Origin of the sequence: Morganella sp. HSTU-ASny43, assembly GCF_022819185.1 — a bacterium.
Taxonomy (GTDB): domain Bacteria; phylum Pseudomonadota; class Gammaproteobacteria; order Enterobacterales; family Enterobacteriaceae; genus Morganella; species Morganella morganii.
Map to the genome: position 1 here is coordinate 72,366 of NZ_WSPG01000012.1, position 19,303 is coordinate 91,668.

At 44.9% G+C, this 19,303-nt stretch carries 6 protein-coding genes; all 6 read left to right on the top strand.

The window, feature by feature from the left end; translation table 11 throughout:
- The first annotated feature begins 22 nt into the window (after nucleotides 1–22).
- The 6 genes from GN208_RS08565 to GN208_RS08590 all read left to right on the top strand — a co-directional run bounded on the left by GN208_RS08565 (nucleotide 23) and on the right by GN208_RS08590 (nucleotide 19,237).
- Nucleotides 23–4,600 carry a neuraminidase-like domain-containing protein gene (locus GN208_RS08565; protein ID WP_243828332.1) on the top strand — a complete coding sequence of 1,526 codons (4,578 nt, stop codon included), beginning with the start codon at nucleotides 23–25 and terminating at the stop codon, nucleotides 4,598–4,600.
- Nucleotides 4,593–7,424, top strand: coding sequence for a hypothetical protein (locus tag GN208_RS08570; RefSeq protein WP_061057283.1), 2,832 nt, complete (start codon nucleotides 4,593–4,595; stop codon nucleotides 7,422–7,424). The genes GN208_RS08565 and GN208_RS08570 overlap by 8 nt, the downstream gene beginning before the upstream one ends.
- Before the next feature lie 681 nt (nucleotides 7,425–8,105).
- Entirely contained in the window at nucleotides 8,106–10,472 is a 2,367-nt protein-coding gene (locus GN208_RS08575) for a hypothetical protein (protein ID WP_205778266.1), read from the top strand.
- 69 nt (nucleotides 10,473–10,541) lie between these two features.
- A complete protein-coding gene (locus GN208_RS08580; RefSeq protein ID WP_225806400.1) occupies nucleotides 10,542–15,026 on the top strand; it encodes a SpvB/TcaC N-terminal domain-containing protein in 4,485 nt (1,494 codons plus the stop codon).
- A gap of 50 nt (nucleotides 15,027–15,076) precedes the next feature.
- Nucleotides 15,077–16,420: a hypothetical protein gene (locus tag GN208_RS08585; RefSeq protein ID WP_004237793.1), complete on the top strand. Its 1,344-nt coding sequence runs from the start codon at nucleotides 15,077–15,079 to the stop codon at nucleotides 16,418–16,420.
- 12 nt (nucleotides 16,421–16,432) lie between these two features.
- Nucleotides 16,433–19,237 (top strand): RHS repeat-associated core domain-containing protein, encoded by a 2,805-nt coding sequence (locus tag GN208_RS08590; protein WP_004237794.1) that lies wholly within the window; start codon nucleotides 16,433–16,435, stop codon nucleotides 19,235–19,237.
- Nucleotides 19,238–19,303 lie beyond the last annotated feature (66 nt).

Below are 19,303 nucleotides of genomic sequence, written 5' to 3' on the forward strand. Positions count from 1 at the left end.
ACAGGAATAACGGGAGAATAAAATGCCTCGTAATGTAAAACAGATTTTGAATCATCTCGCAGAGAAGAAACGGGATGCATATGTTGATTACTTTACTAATTATGTAGTGGGTAAAGATGAAAATACAGCAATGCTGGGAATTACCGATGCGGATGATCTGTATGATTACTTTTTAACGGATGTAAAAACAAGTGCTGATTTTGAAACCAGCTATGTTTCGGATGCACTGGCCAGTATTCAGCAATATATTAGTAACATTCTTAATCAAAAAGAACCGGGTTACTCAGGTGAGTTTAGTGAGGAACTTCAGCAGTGGTGGTCAGGTTATCTCGGGCATATTTCACTGTGGAAAGCGTATCAGAAAATGGAGGATTATCCGGAAGATTATAACTTACCGGATCATGTTACTGAAAAAACAAATCTGTACACTGACTTTGCATCAGACCTTGGCAGTGACAGTCTTAATGATGCCGCTATACAAACGGCTTTCCTTAAATATCTGCGGGGTTATGAAGCAGTTAATGCGATCAGTGTCATTTCCGGATATGTTGATTATCCGGGAGAGCGAAATGATCAGGATACATTCAAAGGGCATGGTTTTCTGAATTCTGACTATTTTTTCATCGGTAAAAATAATTCATCACCAGCCGGATTTTACTGGCGTGAAGCAAATATAAGAGCAGATAAATCCACCGAATATATTTCTCCCCGGGCGTGGCAGGAGTGGCAACCTCTGGTCATCACTGAAGATGCAAAAGATATTTTACAAATGCGGATTGTCAAAGTGAGTGGTTGCCTTTTCATTGTGTATCTGGCCTGTAAGGAAGAAATAATTGCGGATGAAGCAAAACCAGAGAAAGGAAGCAGGGTTAAAAATAAGAAACAATATAAGGTCACACTTAAGTTAAGCCGTATGGGGCTGGACGGGAAGTGGGATATTCCTGAGCAGTTATATGAAAAAATCTATGATAGTAAGCCTGTGAAAAAACCGGAAGATAATGCGGATCCGTTCCGGTTAATATCCGTTGTATTCACTCAGGATGAACAGCGGGATGATTATCTGGTTATTGCATGGCTGGATAATCAGAAAAATATTATTTTTTCCAATGTTTTAAATGTACTGAGACAACAGTTAGCTATCGACAGCAAGGGTATTCTCGGCAATGGATGGCAGGCGAAATTAGCATCACGATTTTTTACCGGAAAAAATATCTGTCAGCACCGTATCTTTGGTATTGAAAAGGATATAAGCAGTATCCGGAGAATAGACAGTGATCCGAATTTATCGCTGGAGGCATTCTATAGTCTCAAAGGTAACTATCATCAGTTACGGGTCAGGGGGACTTGCCATCGTTCAGCTAAAATACCTGATCTTATTTCACTTAACTTTCAGGCAACGGTCAGTCAGTGGAGTAATGGCCGCATTATTGTCAGCGGAAATCGGGACAATATTACTGTCAGAGCAGAGGCAACTAAAGGAGCAGAATATTTAGCATTATTACTGTCCGGTGAAAAATTGATTGAGTTCAATAAGGGAGACTTTAAGGAACACAATGGCTGGTTTTCAGCAGAAAAAATATTCTCACTTTCTCAGGAACAATGTGACCTGATAGCCGTAAAAGATTATAAAAAAATACGCAGTGGTGCCGGTTTTTCCTATCAGATAGCATCCGGGGGGGCGGAAAGTTCACTGGCGCATGTTAAAAACCGCATCAGTACGGTGATGCAACCGGTTGTTGTTCCTGCTGAGTTATCTATTTTTGCTGACGAACTAGCCGGACTGAAAAAAGAAGACTGGAAAGGTGAGTTGATTTATCAGAAGGATAGTCACACACCTTGGTGTACCTTCACCTGGAGTAATGACGAAAATGATAAAAACAATGAGGATATTAATGTTCGTTTTAAATTTGGATTAACGAAGAAAGATGTAAGCGGTGAGTTCAGCGTTAAAATCAGCAAATTATCAAATTCGATTCCATATATTGAGACCTTTCCGGAACATCAGCAATTTTTAACGCTTAATCAGTCAGATGATGTTAAGCTAAAAAATATTCGTCTTAATTCTGTTCAGGTTCGTGATCTTATCTATCGCGCTCAAATCGCAGTCAGACATATTTTTGACTGGGAAGCGCAAATCACGGAAGAACCGAAATATGAAGAAGATAAAGAAGATAAAGAAGATAAAAAAGAAATACTCGACTTACATGGGGCTAACAGCCGGTATCTGTGGGAGTTATTTTTCTATTTACCCTATCTGGTGGCAAGTCGTTTTTCACAAAATCGTCTTTATTATCAGGCTCGTCAGTCGCTGCATTATATATTTTCACCTTATGACGGACACCGTTTATCCATAAAAGATGGTAACGAATTATTACCTCCGCCATATTGGAACTGCCGTGTATTAACGCAGGAAGATTTACAATATAAAAGTAATGACTATGCATTACCTGACCCTTATGCGATATCTGAAGATGTGCCTTCTCATTATCGTAAGTCGGTCTATTTAATGTATATCGATACCCTGATTTCCGAAGCGGATTTAAATTACCGTCAGCTCAGCCGTGACAGTATTACCCGTGCCTGGGGATTTTATCATCAGGCTCAGGGAATGCTGGGTTATATACCAAAGGAGCACAGCTTACCGAAATGGCAGCCATGTACTGTTAATGAACTGCTTGATAATAAAACCTATTCTGTACAGGAAAGTACCAGGCCTGAATTATTTTCAGGAATATATCCGGAAAATATGCCCAAAAAGCTCAGAGGATTTTTCTGGTACGGCAGTCTGGGCAATGAACGATTCCGTTTGCCCGTTCAGACAAGTTTACTGAGCAGGCAGTCAGTTCTGGAGCAACGCTTATTTAATTTACGTCATTATCTGGATATTGAAGGGAATATGATGAACCTCCCGTTATATGCAGCTGCGTTTGATCCGTTCGATCTGCTGCGTTCGCGGCTGGGAGGAACCTCTGAACTGGCATATTTACAGTCCGGGTCATTAAGTATTCCGTCATATTGTTTCCGGACCATGCTGGAAAAAGCAAAAGAACAGGCAGCGGCACTGATTACTTTAGGGGATAAACGGCTCAGTTATTATGAGCAAAAAGAACGCTATCACACTGAAAATATGCAATTAAAGGATGCGGTTGCGCTTGCGGATGCCAGTGCTGCGATTCAGTCATCGCTGCGTGACCAGCAAAAATCTGCTCTGGACTCTCTGAATGAAGCCAGGACGATGGCTGAGAGCAAAAAGACATATTACGGAAGCCTGAGTACGAGTACAAAAGAATGTCAGGCCAGAAATTTATTAGTGAGTTCATCCGTGTTTCATGGGGTTATTTCAGGTGCTGCTGTTGCGGCAGGTATTGCGGCTGCGATTCCGCGTGTATTTGGTCTGGCGCAGGATACCGGCGACCATGGTAAAACAGCACTGCTCTCTGCTGTGGGGGGGACTGCTGCATTAGGTGCGGAACTTATGCGCGGTACTGCGGAGTATGTTCAGATAGATGAACAATACCGTCGCCGCCAGGAAGAGTGGGCATTTTTGGCGTCTCAGGCAGAAAGTGAAATAAAGGTACTGGATAAACAAATTGATGCTCAGAACGTGGCTATTACCGCAGCAGAAAACAGTGTTAAATATACAAAGCTTCTTCAGGCGCAGGCTAAAAACCTGTATGACTATTTCAGTCAGACCCGTCAGGTTAATGAAAGTTTGTACGAAAAAATGGCCAATATTATTGGCTTATTGCATGACCAGTTGTGTTCACTGGTCAGAACATTTTGTGCATTAACAGAAGCATCCTGGCGTTATGAAACGGATGATTATAAACGGCAGACATTTATTCCGGCCGATCTGTGGAGTGGCGATAATTTAGGTATTCTGGTCGGCGTTAAATTACAGAAAGCGTTGCTGGAAATGGAAATGGCGTATACACAGCAAAATACACGCCGCCTGAATATCACAAAAACGATTTCACTGAAATCACTTGTCAGTAATCATCTGGTTAAAACAGATGAAACAGCGCTGACAACATGGGATGAAGTAAAAGAAGCATTAAAAGGAGCGAAAAAACTGTCCTTCGGGTTATCCCATCAATTTTTTGATACAGATTTTCCCGGACATTATGCCCGAAAAATTCACTCTTTATCCGTGACATTTCCGACATTATTACCGCCATATCAGAATATGCGGGTTCTTCTGGAGCAGACATCGAATACGTTATTAGTTTCACCGGATATTGATGCGGTTAAATCCCTGTATACATCAGCAGAACAAAAAAACAGTGAATCAATTATCCGTAATTTGCGGGTGAACCAGAAAATCATACTCTCCCGTGGCTGCGATGACAGCGGAGAGTTTCCGGAAGATGCCTTTACCGGCGGACAATACCATAGTTTTGAACACAGCGGAGCTATTTCACACTGGCTGCTGTCCGTTCCCCGTCCGCAGAATAGCACAGAGCTCATTGATAATCTTAATGACATTATCATTAAACTTAATTATACGGCGAAAAGTGGTAATGATTTCTTTGAAGCGGCGGTCAATGAATTACTGGAAAATACGGAATCAATAATAAAAGAGTGCAGCGACAATGATTAAAAAATATAACCAGAATGAAGTTAAGGGACGTAACTTTATATCCGACCCTTGTTTTGATGAATGGGATAATGAAGTCTGGGATAAAGGTGAGCCGGGGAAATATGCAAGGAAAGAGGACGGAGACAAAACTTATCTTCGTATTCTTGGCAAGGGAAGTATTTCACAATCAGTTATTTTACCGAAAAGAAATTCTGGTAATCCGGTATTGCCTCCTTCTTATTCATTGTCTTTTGATTACTTTATTGAATTCAAGGCAGCTGCATCAATAATACTGAAATATATAAGAGGGGGGGATGAGAGAAATAAAGAAGAGGTTTTCTTACAGAATGAAAAAGAGTGGTGTCAGAAAGAATTATCACTTAATGTATCAGAGGAAGATACCGAAATAAAATTTGAGTTTTATGCTGGTAAATCAGGCGGGAATAAAGCATTGAATCTGACTGCCGTTGATATGCAGTTACATATTGGCGGATTTAGTCCGGAATCCATTGTATTCGATCATGAAAATATCCCGGCAGATAAGCCACAGTTACGGCTTAACTATGGGCGTAAACACATTCTCAATATCAGGCCGTCTGATGACAGTGCATGGCGTGATCTTGACTGTGTACTGAAGTGGGGGAGTGAGACTCCGCCATCTAACTATCCAATCAGTTTTGATCCTGAACTGAACACCGTGCAATCCTTAAAAAAAGAGGGAAGTGATTGGAAAATATCCTGTTTGGCTCAAAAAGTCAGCGGAATTCCGGAGACATTCAACATAATGCTGGCGTCAGAATACAGTGCAGTACCTTTTGTTTTCGATGCGGAAATAGGCGATTACCTTTATAAATTTACGGAACCGAAAATCACCGGGATTGCCGTTATTGCTCAAAATATACCGGCTGAAGTCAGTATTCGTGTTGTTTGTGATTATGATGAAGAATATCCGGATAAGCCGGGCGTACCCGATGTTGATGTTCTCTGGAAAATTGACGGCGGAAAGAGTATCAGTACGACCAAAACAGATAATGATGGTATGGCGGCTCTTACATTTTTACCGGAGCAGGGCGGGAATTATAAACTTGTTGCCGTAATAACCGATAAAGCAGGGCGCAAAAGCCGCCATCAGTTTGATATTAATGTTTATGACCGTTCTCCATGGCTGGATGATACCCGTATTGATATTAACAGTACCGGAATCGACTATCAGGATGATGCGGCTTATCTGATGACCGGGACAACGACGGTTATTCATCTCAACTGTGAAAATAACGAAAATATTTTCGGCCGGGTTAAGCTCGAAAATAAAGAGGGAAATACCGGTACCAGTATCATACCGGCGGAAGGTCGTGATATTTCACCGGAAGGATTGTCCTGGGATGTTAATATCACAGGCAGAGACAGCAGAGAACTGACACTATTATTAACCAGTGATCAGTTTGATATTTCACAGGAAATCGGTGTTATTACATTGCAGCCTGATTGTGATAAAGAAATTCAGTCGTTGAAAGTGAATGGTGAGGAAGCGAATAAAAAAACACCGTTAATTATCATTCCGGCAACACCGGTAACACTCAATTGCAGGGTCAATAAATTATTGTCCCGTTTGCAGGCTGAACTGAACAGTGAAGAAAGTAAATTGCTGACAGCAGAACCGGCTTTCGGGCAATTACAGGTACTGAACAACAATGCAGCAGAATGGGTATTAAGAAGTGCCGGCCCGCAGGGAGGATTCTTTAATCTGGATCTGAACATTCCGCCACTGACAATTCCGCTGACGCTTTCCGGCCGTGCACTGCCGCAGGAAATCGCCTCAGGAATTGAGCTCATTACGCTGAATAATACGCCGCTAACAACCCCGGGAAATTTATTTCTTGCGCCGGGGCGGGGCTGTACACTGACAGTGAAACCTCATCCTTTACTGAAGGATATTCCTGTTTCATTAGTTGCAGAAACCAGCAATGAGGTTTCGGTTATCAGTAATCCGCCGTTTGGTCAGGAAGTCAGTCTGGCAGAAAACGGAACCTCCTGGCAGATATCTGCTGACCCAGCTTCTGCACGCGGAAAATTCTCATTGCAGATTCAGAGTCAGTGGGGCGGAGCACCGGTTCATCTGGATGGTGTGGTATTGTCTGCGGATTTACAGGATGAAGGCTCTGTCTGTGTCACTGATGGTGACATGGGCAGAAAATACGATATTGATTTTAATATTGGTTTTGCTTTTCTGGCTTTGGAACTCTATTCACTGGATCTGAAACTTCTGCCGGATAATTTAATCAGCGGACAAACCGTTTCCTGGGAACTGACGGAAGGAGACAATCACCGGGATACTGTTTCTTTTGATCCGGAGATACCTATAATATTAGATTCACCGGAAACTGATTGGGAATTCAGTTATTCCGAAGAAGAAAGCACTCAATTCGATTTAGTATTAAACAGTCAGGATAAGTTTAGTTATAAAATTCCGTGCCATATTTTTAGCGATGAAAAGTATCTGGAAAAAAGTCAATGTATTTTTATGTTGAATGATTCGGTTATTACCCCGGGTATAAATAATAACAACCTTGAATATAAGAAAGAGATATCACTTAAACTGAAATTGTCACAAGAAATATCAGCATTTTTGAATGGAATGGTATTGGCATTAGTTGTTCATAAAACAGATGATGAAGGTGATAGTCTGAATATAACCTCAGATAAATTAATCACTGTTGATAAAAATAAACCTGACCTTGAGTGGAGCGTTGAAACCGATGTGGCAGTCGGTCACCGTTTTACACTGGAGATTGTTTTGGAAAATTTAAAAAATATCCGTGCTGTTATGAAATTTACCTCAGTGTAACTGTTTTACATTAATCAATTTAAGTCGTGTGACTAATAATCTACGTATTAATGATATATGGAGAGCGCTATGTCAGAAAAATCAAAAAGTATCTTTGGTAAATTAATAGATACAGCAGATAAAAACCACACATGTATTTATATTAATTTTTCTTCAGGTGAAGATATTCAGATCAATGTTATTCAAAAAAACGAAAAATCAGCGGAAATAAACGATGATAATAATAAAAATCTGACATTATTACTGTCAGATATTCAGTCTCAGTTTAAACAACAAGGCATTTCGCTGAACAGGGTTCAGGGGCAACCGGAAGAGAAACGTAAATTAACTGCGGAGCTGAAAACAGATAAAGTATCGCTGTCAGAAACTGAAGTGGCCTTGCAAAAAATGCAGTTCCGGGCACTGGAGCTGGGGGCTGAACTGGTGTTAACGGATCGCCCGGCGGAGATGGCAAATGAGCGGTGGCGGTTACCGGCGGTTTCCGGTCAGGAGAACCGTTCTGAGAGCATGACGGCGGCAGAGGGACTGGCGAAACTGGCCGTTGCCGTTCAGGCGGTGACGGACCAGTGTCCGTTACAGATTACACTGATGATTCAGCCTGATTTACGGCCACAGGTGATACTAAACGTCTCTGCCGGTGAGGTGAACTGGATTTTTGCGGCAACAGAGGGCCGTTATCCGGTGAAAGATTTACTGGCCAAAATGGCCGGTAAAACGATCACGAATGGCTGGGATGCGGTTGTGGTATACCAGCGCGGTCAGGCCAACATGCTGCTTAAACAGCAGCATATTAAGCGGTTTGTTACCGGCAATGTATTAGCGCCGCTGAATGAAGATATCGATTCATCAGACGCCACCCGGTTACAGACACATAACCTGACACTGAGTGCCCCGTATCTGTCATTCGACGCTGCAGACACCGGGGATTCAATGGCACGGGTCGGTTGGGATTTTGTCAAAGGGATGATTATTTATACACAGGAAGCGGATGACGGATCTTACCGTGTTAAGAAGATTGAAAAGATCACCCCGCTGAATTCCCCGTTTATCGGTATGAAGGTACCGTTGTCAAGAGCGCCCGGCTCAGTAAGTAAGATTGGTGAAGTACAGTTTGATATTAAAGAGGGGGACCACTTTACCAATAACCTGGTGGTAAATGGTATGGGGCAGGAAATGATCAGCAATTTTTTCAAGCGGAGATTTGTTGCAACCCCGGACGACCAGCGGATCTATAAGCTGGGCACCATCAGTAATTATGAAAATCAACAATTTCAGCCTGAAAAATTTGATATCCGCACCATGGGGGCGCCGAATACAGAATCCCGCGGGTCACAGGATGAAGGTGATGGTGCGGTGGTGTTATTTGTGCAGATGAAAGACAGTGACTCGAAACCGGTGGAAAAGGAAACTGACTGGTTATTAGCGGATGGTTATAGTTCAGCATTGATCGTTTCTAATCGTTTTTTATTTGACAGAATAATCAGAAGAAAAACAGAAAACTCGTTGGGTAATTATTTAGAATTTAAGCCATATCAGGAAATTAGTGGAAGCAATAAATCATGGCAATTAGTAGCGAATAGTGGATATTTGGAGTCATATTATTATAAGGTGATTAATTTTTGCTCGGAAGATTCTTATCCTTTAGGTGCTCATATTGTTATGTCATGCAGTTTTACTCTGAATTTCGGAGAAAAAGATAAGGCTTTAGTACCGTTATGTATTTATTCTGATGAGGAAAAATATAATATTAAGATGAAATATGGTTTTAATACAGAGGGTATGATTTATGAATTTCAGTATATTCCAAGTGATAATGAATTAGATCCTGACAAAGAAGTTTCAGCGGGAGTTTGTAAATTAAAATTGAATGTGGAAACGTCATATGAAACAAAAATTGAAAATGATTTAATTGTTTTTCAGTGTGATAAAGGTAATATTAAGGTTGAATCAGAGTGTAGTGGGTTCAATTCTGAACTGATTACCAGATTTGATGGAACAGCAAAATACAGTGATACTATTAATGAAGGCGTTAATGAAAGGGTAGTAAAAATAATTTCAGAGTTTAAGCTGAATGACATTAATACCTTTGTATTGCGAAATTTATTGTTTCCCGATAGTAATTACTTCCGCTCTGAAACTGCTTTTGTTCCCGGCGATCTGTTGCTTCAGGGGCAGTTGGCTCCCGGCTCTGAATCATTTGCTGTTACACCCACTGAAATTACCATTGTTGCCGGTTCGGAATATCAGTTTACAACCCCCCCTGAAGTCAGCGGTGTGAAATGGAGCCTCTCTGATTCTGAAAAAGGCAATACCAACGCTGATTTAGGGCATATTGATGCCAAGACAGGGAAATATACCGCACCACAAGCTAAGGCAATCACAGAAGGTGTGCGCCATGTGGTGGTTTGTGCTGAAAAAGGGGACACCAAAGTGTATGCCCTGGTCTCTGTTCTTGCTCATAGTGTAAATATTTCACCGGCGTATCAGGTTATTTTGCCGGGCAAATCCTCCGCGTTAACGGCGGAATCACTGAACCCCGGGGAACTGACCTGGACACTGGCCGATAACCCGCAGGGTTCAGCACTGACAAAAGTCAGCAATAACGAATATACCTATACAGCCGGTAAAAAGAACAAGAAATTAAAACTGAATCTTGAACGTATTTCAGTGACGGATGGAACGGGTACAACGACTGAAGCAATGATTTTAGTCCGGAATGTGCTGTTAACCGGATATATCCGGGCATCATATGACAATATGCCGGAAAACAGTGTACAGCTCACCTATTTCCCTGACCCTGAAAATGCGGAAACGGCAATACCGGCGGATGAAGTGGAATGGACACTGCTGGAATCCGGTGGTGCAACGCTTGATCCTGAAACCGGTATTTTATCCTGCAAACAGGCGACAGATAACGGTTTTGCGGTTATCAGTACAAAATATTTCGACGAGGATGAAGGTGCGCTTTATTGCGCGATTGCGATCCCGCTGCCGCTGAATACCTATAAAGAAACAATACTGGCTGCCTATTCTCCGGAGCAGTCATAACCCGACCCGGTGCCGTGTATGCGGTACCGGGTTTTTGTCATTTTATCTGTTACAGACAAAGGTAAGGTTATGGAAAATACTATCTGGTCCGGCGACGCTGTTACGATAACGCCGCCGTCTTTACCTTCCGGAAATGTCACTCCGGGAGGGATGGAAGAAACCGTGGCCGGCGCCGGTGCTGACGGTATGGCTACAGCAAATATTCCCTTTGCGGTATGTGCAGGAAGAGGAATTGCACCATCATGCTCTCTTTATTACAGCTCTGCATCGGGCAACGGTGAAACCGGTATCGGCTGGTCATTGCAGACCGCCTGTATCTCCCGCAGCACATTACACGGCGTACCGCGTTATCAGGATGATGATATTTTTCTTGCCCCGGATGGCGGGGAATTAACGGAATACCGTGATGATAACGGGCTGCCTGAAGTCAGGAGTAACATTCAGGTTTGTCAGGGAATAACCCTTGAACAACCTTATACTGTCCGGCGTTACCGCGCTCAGACTGAAAACCGTTATGAGCGGATCGAGTGCTGGACAGGCGAAACCGATAAGGCACAACAGTTCTGGCTGATCTGTCACAACGATGGTGCAGTTACCTGCTTCGGTCATTCCGCCGGTGCACGGGTAGCGGATGAAACTGATGCGCTGCGGATCAGTGAATGGTATCAGGAAGAGTTTCTGGCCGTTAACGGCGAACATATCTGCTTTCACTACCGCCGGGAGGATGATACCGGGGTAAGTGACGGAGAACGGCAGGGCGGAAATAACCGGCTGTATCCGCAGCGGACAGATTACGCGAATGTAAAAGCTCACGGAAGCCTGTATTGCCTGGCGGGGGATATGCCCGCGCCGGACGCTTTTTTATTACACATTGTTTTTGATTACGGCGAAAGAACATTACAGAAAGCGGAAGTTCCGCCGTGGACAGCCGCTGCCGAATCCGGCTGGTTGCTGCGCCGTGATCCGTTTTCACTCTATTCTGCCGGCTTTGAAACACGCTGCCGCCGGTTATGCCGTCAGATCCTGATGTTTTCCCGCAAAGCGGATGATCTGAAACGTGACCCGGTGATGGTTAACCGCTACCTGTTTGAGTATACCGAAAGCCCGGTGATGACCTGCCTGAGCCGCATTACCCGGCTGGCGTATGAAACGGTTGATGGTACGCTCCGTGTTGCAGAAAAACCACCGGTTGTTTTTACCTATACCGATGCAAAACTGACCACCGGTCAGGCGGATTATGTTCCGCTGATGAACTGGCCGGAAGTGGATCGCGCAACCGGGCAGCTGGTCGATTTATACGGTGAAGGCTATGCGGGGTGGTTATCCCGGAATGAAGGTGTGTGGGGGTATCAGGCACCGGTACGCAGTGAGGTTACACCGGACGGAACAGAATATGCGGACAGGCAGCCGCTGCCGCTGCTCCCCTCTGAGCAGGGAGATGAAAACCTGCTGGCGGATATTAACGGTGACGGATTCCCTGAATGGGTGGTATTACGCCCGGATCTGAACGGCTTTTTTACCCTCAATCCTCTGCAGAAGAACACCGGTTTTACCCCGTTTTCTGCTTTTCCGCCGGAATTTTTTCAGCCTCAGAGCCAGTTTGCTGATTTAGCCGGTAACGGATTGATGGGAATTGCCTCTATCGGCCCGCATACCGTGCGTTTTTATGCCAACAACCGCGAAGGTTTTGAACCGGCAGTGATCACCTGTAATGACGAATGTCTGCCGTTACCGGCTTCTGATGCCCGTGAATGGGTTGCACTGGCAAATCCGCTCGGCAGCGGCGGAGCGCATTTAACCCGCATCCGCTATAACCGTGTTACCTGCTGGCCCGGTAATGGTTACGGGCAGTTCGGCAAAGCGGTCGAACTGCATCTGCCGGGGGAGATTGATAAGGAAACGCAATTCCGCCCGCAGCACCTTTATATGACGGATATTGACGGCAGCGGTACAGATGATCTTCTCTATGCTGCGCCGGCGGGGCTGAATTATTACCGTAATCTGTCCGGCAACGGATTTGCGGAGCCTCTGCTGATCAGCTGGCCGGACGGTTTCGCCTGGGATGATCTCAATACACTGCAATTTGCCGCACTGAGCGGACAGGGTGTCAGCCTGGTGGTCAGTGAGCGGCACATGAAAGCACGTCACTGGCGGCTGAATCTGACATCTGAGCAGCCGTGGCTGCTGAAAACCATCACTAATCACTGTGGATTTTATACTCAGCTCAGTTACCGGAGTTCGGCAGATTACTGGCTGGATGAGAAACTGGCAGAACCATCACGCCGGAGCCGGCTCCCGCTGCGGTTATCCCTGCTTTCCGGTATACACCGCCGGGATCTGATCACCCGTCAGGAACAGCATACAACCTATAATTACCGGGGCGGACGCTATGATACGGATAAACGCCGTTATTGTGGTTATTACCGGGTCGATGAAACGGACGACTGCGGTGAGAGTAACAAACGCAACGATACGCCGTTGCAAAGACCGCGTCTGCGGCGCCGCTGGTATCACACTGGCGCGGCAGGTGATGCTGTAAAACGGGAAGGATATTTTTCATCACCGGTAACATCAGATTCTTTACTGACACGCTGGCAGGAGCGTAAAGACCGGATCATTGCGGATAACAGCGTCCCGTCTCTGCATTATGCCCTGAAAGGCGCACTATTAAGGGAAGAATTATTTGATTCGGAAGATACTGCTGTTCCGTTTTCTGTACAGGAACACCGTTATCAGATCCGTCTGCTTCAGCAAAACGGGGATATTATCTGCGCAGCGCCGCTGTTACTGGAAACCCTGAGTATTAATTATCAGCAGTCAGAAAAAGACATCGCCTGTCAGCAGCAAATTGTGATGGATTACTCTGAGTACGGTGAAGCGTTACATGAGATAACTGTTTTCCTGCCGCGTCAGAGCGGCGTTGAGGAAAATCCGTATCCGGCGGTCACACCGCTTCAGTGGCAGAATTCATTCGATGATGCTCAGACCCTGTGCTGGTTCACTGAAACCCGCCGCCTCTCACTGAGTATGATCACGCCTGACCGCTGGTTGCCGGTTCTGCCGGAATGCAGCTGGCAGGAAAGCGTTTCTCTGACCGGCAATGAAATGAACGGCAATACCATATTCAGCCGGGAAATATTACAGGCGAAAGACAATCCGCTGGCGGGAAAACCCCGGACATTGCTGGCGTGGCAGAAAGAGTGTTATCAGCAGGACGGCGCAGAGATTAATTATCCGCCCCGTGTTACCGGGCAGGAACAGGCGGTATTTAATGACATCACACTGCAGCCATACCACGCACATCTCAGTGATGATGAACTGACACAGCAACTGAGTGCGGCAGGCTATCAGAAGCGGACACCGGAAGAACTGAAGCAATCTGTCTGGGTTTCATCAGGAAACACACTGACGTATCTGGATGCGGACGGGTTTTATTTACCGGCGGAAAGCAAAAACCCACGCGGTGGCGTTCAGATTTTTCATTACAACACCTATTACAGAATGGCGGATAGTTTCACGGATGAATTTGGTCAGAAAACACAGGTGACAGAAATTGATGAGCGATTCTGGCAGCCGGTACGGATCTGCGATATCAACAATAACACCAGTGAAGTCCGTTTAAATGCATTTGGTAATATTATCGCCGCCAGTCAGTACGGTACCGAAGGGGGTAAAGACACAGGATTTAAACCGGTATCTGAATTAACGCTACCGGAGCCACTCTCATTACCGCAGGTGATTTATAACGCAGAAGCATTACTCGGCGGACTGGCATCGGTCACGTTATATCACGAAAATGAACTGATGGGCGCGCCGGCATGGAAGATAACTATCAGTGCGTCAGATTACCCCGGAACACCGGACATGGCACCGTACCGCATTGATATTACCTATTTTGATGGTACAGGGCATCCGCGGCAGCAGTTTAGTCTCGATGAGCCCGGTGCGGCTTATCCCTGTGCCGGCGGTGTGTTATTGCAGGATGATAATCAGCTGAAAGAAGTGATGGCAGATACCCGCTGGCGGATCATGCAAGCGCCGGAAACCACATTATCAGGTAATGCCATCCGTCGTTTCAGAGCCTGGTTTTCTGACAGTTATGAACCCGTTATTGATACCCATTTGTCAGATCTTATTCCGTGCGAAGTGATCGGATATGACGCACAGGATAAGCCGGTATTTGTGCAGGATGCGGAAGGATATCTGCGTTATCAGCGTTATTTCCCCTGGTTTAATCTGGACTATGATGAGAACGATACTCTGTCTTCCGGTTTTGATCTTCTGCGGCTGTTTCAGCGTCAAAGTAATATATCTGCCGGGCCCGGTAACTATGATGAATTATTTATGGAACGGGGTATTTACGGGCAAATGACGGAAATAGACAAGCCGTATTCAGAAAAAATATATGCCGATAATATTCAGCGATATTATTTTAACGGCGGACGGGAAACCTGGTTGCCGGATGCTGGTATTACTCTGACACCGGGGCCGGATATTCTCAGGCCTTATGCAATGCTTCAGGTATGGTACGGAGGGAATAATAATGATAGCTAAATTAATCATTACCATCCTGACGAACAGATATAATTTAAGAGAGGCATAAGATGCTGGCTACCAGTAATGTATTTAACCGGATTGACTGGTCGGAAGGGAAAGTTATTTCAACCGGGAGTAATGAATATCGTGAAATTTATCAATACAATAAAGAAAATGGTAATATAGAGTATGTATGGTTTGTGATTAATGGGGTGGTAAGGTGTTTTTGTCAATCGGAATATGATAAAAATAACCGTCTGAGTGATATTTATGTTAATACATATGTGGCTGATAGTGTAGAAAATAAATCCCTGCTATATACAAAATTACGTTACAGTTATGATTATAATGACCGGGGGAATGTAAATACAACGAAAATTTCATCAGGCAATATACTACTTGATCCTTTAGGTGTAAGGAAGGGTGAGGACTGGGAGAGATTAGGTACATTGATTTTTAACTATGATGTTAATGATCGTGTTGAAATGACAGAACTTAATCTATTTTCACCTCCTGATGGCAGCCGCCATAGTGAGCAAAGGAGTGAGCGTAATTATAAAGAATTACGTCAGTTTAATAACTTAGGTAAACTGACAGATTGCAGATATAGTGGTGATTTGTCACTGACAAATAATATGGGCAGGATACTGTCCGGTCAGAGCTATCAATATAATGAAAATGGATTAGTTATTCGCAGTATCCGGCGTTTCAGTTCGGGTGTCAGTGATATTATTCGCTATTGCTACAATGACAAATCACCCTGTTTGAGTTCATTGACACATTGTCCGGTTAATATGGGATGGCCGGAAACAGAAAAATATACGTGGAATAAGGATGGTCAGCTGATTTCCCGTCTCCGCCCGGATGGGTATAAAGAAGAGTATGAATATGACGGAAAACCAAATATTACCAGAATGACGATAATTAATCCGGAAGGCGGGAGGACCATAAAAACGTTTCTTTATGATAGTCACGGACATCAGGTTATTCAGACTATTCAGTTTCCTCCGGAATATCCGGGTGGCCCGGCTGTTTTCCGGCAGATTAATGATACTTACAATAATGACTATCTTATGACCCGGAAGATTTTTAATCAGGTAGTTACTGATACTTCAGCTGTCCCGGAAGAAACACATTTTTATCACTGGTTTCAGAATCAGGTTATTGCGGTGTCTGTGCAGAACAATTCGGGCAATATCAAAACACATTTTAATTTTAACCATCCGGATGGTACGGCAATATGCCGTTTTTCACCAATAACGCAGAGCCAGAATTTAAAATCGGGAGTCTTTAATTATAGTTTTAGAATGCAGTGGATTGCACAGGATCAGCAGGGATTATTTTATCAGCCGGAATTTATTGAGTTACAGCAGGCATGTTTTGAAATGCATCTGACTCCGCCGAAAGTATAAGGAAAAAATATCATGAACTTATCTGAAATTGGTGAACTGTGCGCAGACACCCCCCGGATGACGGTATTTGACCCCAGAGGACTGACTGCAAGGGCTGTGGATTTTAACCGCAAAAGCAGTACAGATATACCCGAAGCACTGATAACCCGCTATCAGTACGGAGAAAGAGGTGAAATGCAGATGTGTGCTGATCCGCGTTTCAGTGTCTCTGCACTGGGAAATGAACCCGGATATCAGAATCTCGTTTCTGCCACAGATTTACTGCAGCGCCCTGTTCATCAGGTCAGTATCGACAGCGGTGAATCATTAAGTCTGTTGCATGCGGATGGCCAGCCTGAATGGACAACAGGAAATCCCGGAGAGGAGGCAGTCAGCCAGCGTTTTACCTACGATCGTATTGGACGTTTGCTGTCACAGCACAGTCTTAACGGAACAGAAGAGATCTTATTACAGACCCGGCGTTACAGTGATGGTGTTGATAATGCCGAAGAATATAATTGCCGGGGGCAGTGTACAGAGATACAGAATAACGCCGGAACTGAAACATTTACGGAATTTGATATCTCCGGCAAAAATAAAACATTCAGCCGCCGTTTCTGGGCAGTACGTGACCGGAGTGCTGATTTGAATCATCCGCCTGAAGCAGAAATGCGGATGTGGATTCACCGTAATGATTTATCGGCATCAGGTAAAGTCCGGCAATTATCGTTGTCCTGTCATGAATCCGGACAGGAACGCGCTGTTTATACACGCCGCAATGGGTACAACCGGCGCGGACAGCTTATCAGCAGTCATCTGACTGATGAGGGCGGAAACCTGCATGCATTACTGATATCGGCAGATTATCATGCGAATGGTGCGTGTCAGCAGGAAATGCTGGGTAATGGTGTGACCCGTTATTATGCACAGGAACATTTCACAAAACGGCTGTTGCGTATTTCAACCTGGCGTCCGGGGGGAAATAAAAAACGTTACCCGATTCAGGATATTTCGTATCAGTATGATCCTGCAGGAAATGTTACTGAGCGTTATGATCTGAGCCGGGAGGATCAGTATTTTGATAATCTGCGGATCACGGCACATAATCAGTATCACTACGATTCCTGCTACCGCTTACGCCGCGCTGAAGGCCGTGAAGCGCTGAATGGCGGAAAAAGTACAATAACGCCGCTTATCAGCGGATCACAGCAGTTAGTGAATTATCAGAGATGGTATAACTATGATAATGCGGGCAATATGACGCAGCTTCGTCACAGTGCCGGACATAATAACTGGACTCAGGTTTTTTCTGTCTCGCCGGAGAGTAACCGCAGTTTACCGCAGCCGGTTTCACCGTATGAAGTGGAACGCTTTTTTGATAGTTTCGGTAACCTGAAAGAAAGTAACGGCGTGCATTTTACCCGCGACTCACAGCAGCAGCTTGTCCGCGCGGATGGTGCACGGCGGGCAAATGGCGCGTCGGACTATGAGTTTTATCAGTATGACAGCAGCGGTCAGCGTTGCAGTAAACTCAGCAGCCGGATTGCTGACGGTATCACTCAGGCCCGCCGCCGGGAAACGGTGACGTATATTTCCGGCATGCGTTTGTGTGAGTATGACTATGATGGTAAACCACAGGGCAGCCATTATTCACTGAGTTTTCCGCTGGCCGGCCATTCGGCGGTGGTATGCCTGTCTGAGCGGGAGCCGGAAAAGAAAGAAATGCCCCTTTCTCTGATGCGTTATAACTGCCTTGATGCGCAGGGCTCGGTCGCGCTGGAGCTGAGTGCAGAGGGCGATATTATTACGCAGGAGGAATATTATCCGTTCGGCGGCACCTCACTGTTCAGTTCGCGGAGTGAGAGTGAAGCAGACTATAAATATCACCGTTACAGCAATAAAGAACGGGATAATCTCACCGGGCTTTACGATTACGGATTCCGTTATTATGCGCCGTGGTTGTGCCGCTGGATCTCGCCCGATCCGCTGGGAACAGCTGATGGTATGAATGCTTATTGTATGGTGCGCAATAACCCGGTGACATACAGCGATAGCGCCGGTCTGATGGCCGGAGCTGAGGAATTTGAAATGCGGGAACTGCAGATACCGTCCACTCAGCGAAGCATGGCACCGGCGGTATATAATACATCGCATCCGTTGCAGCAAAGCCGCGGGGAACAGTTGCGCGCTATCAGCAGGGTACTGACCCGTCCTTTAGCAGCTGTCGCACGGGGAATCGCCCGGATAGGGCGGGCAATCAGAAGTGTTATCAGCGGGATCCGTTCTGCATTACAGCGTTTCAGAGGTACAGGAAATGGTGCTGAGGACCTGGAAATGCAGCCATTGCTGGATGAGGAAATAAGCGGTTTTTCCGGTGAAACGGAAACATCATTTATCAGCGCGAAGGCGGACGAAGGAGATATTCTCAATAATCCTTTAGTCAGAAAACCCGAATATATGAAGGATGAAACAGATAACTGGCGTATTCGTATTGATAAGAGTGTGCTTATGTATGCTGAGGGTTATGTCAATCCGGATGAGTTTGTCAGACTGGGGTTGGTTGAGAGGGAAATAAACCGAAATCAGTATACAGAGCCGGGAGAGGATCCCGATTATAAAGATCCCCCCCTGTTTGCAGAATTAAAACAGGATTTACAGGGAATTTTTGATGATTATGCTGAAACATCTGATTTTGACGAATTTACTCATGACACAACACCACTTCTGTCCGGCATAAATAATGCAGCAGTACCGGCAGCCATTTCATCACTGGTATTATCTGCCTCGATTTTCAGCTTGCTGTGGTGGTATCAGTCTCAGCATACCTACCGCCGCTGAAACGGATACGTTGTTCTGTAAAATAAAAACCGGCTCTGTTAAAGGCCGGTTTTGTTATTTCTGTGT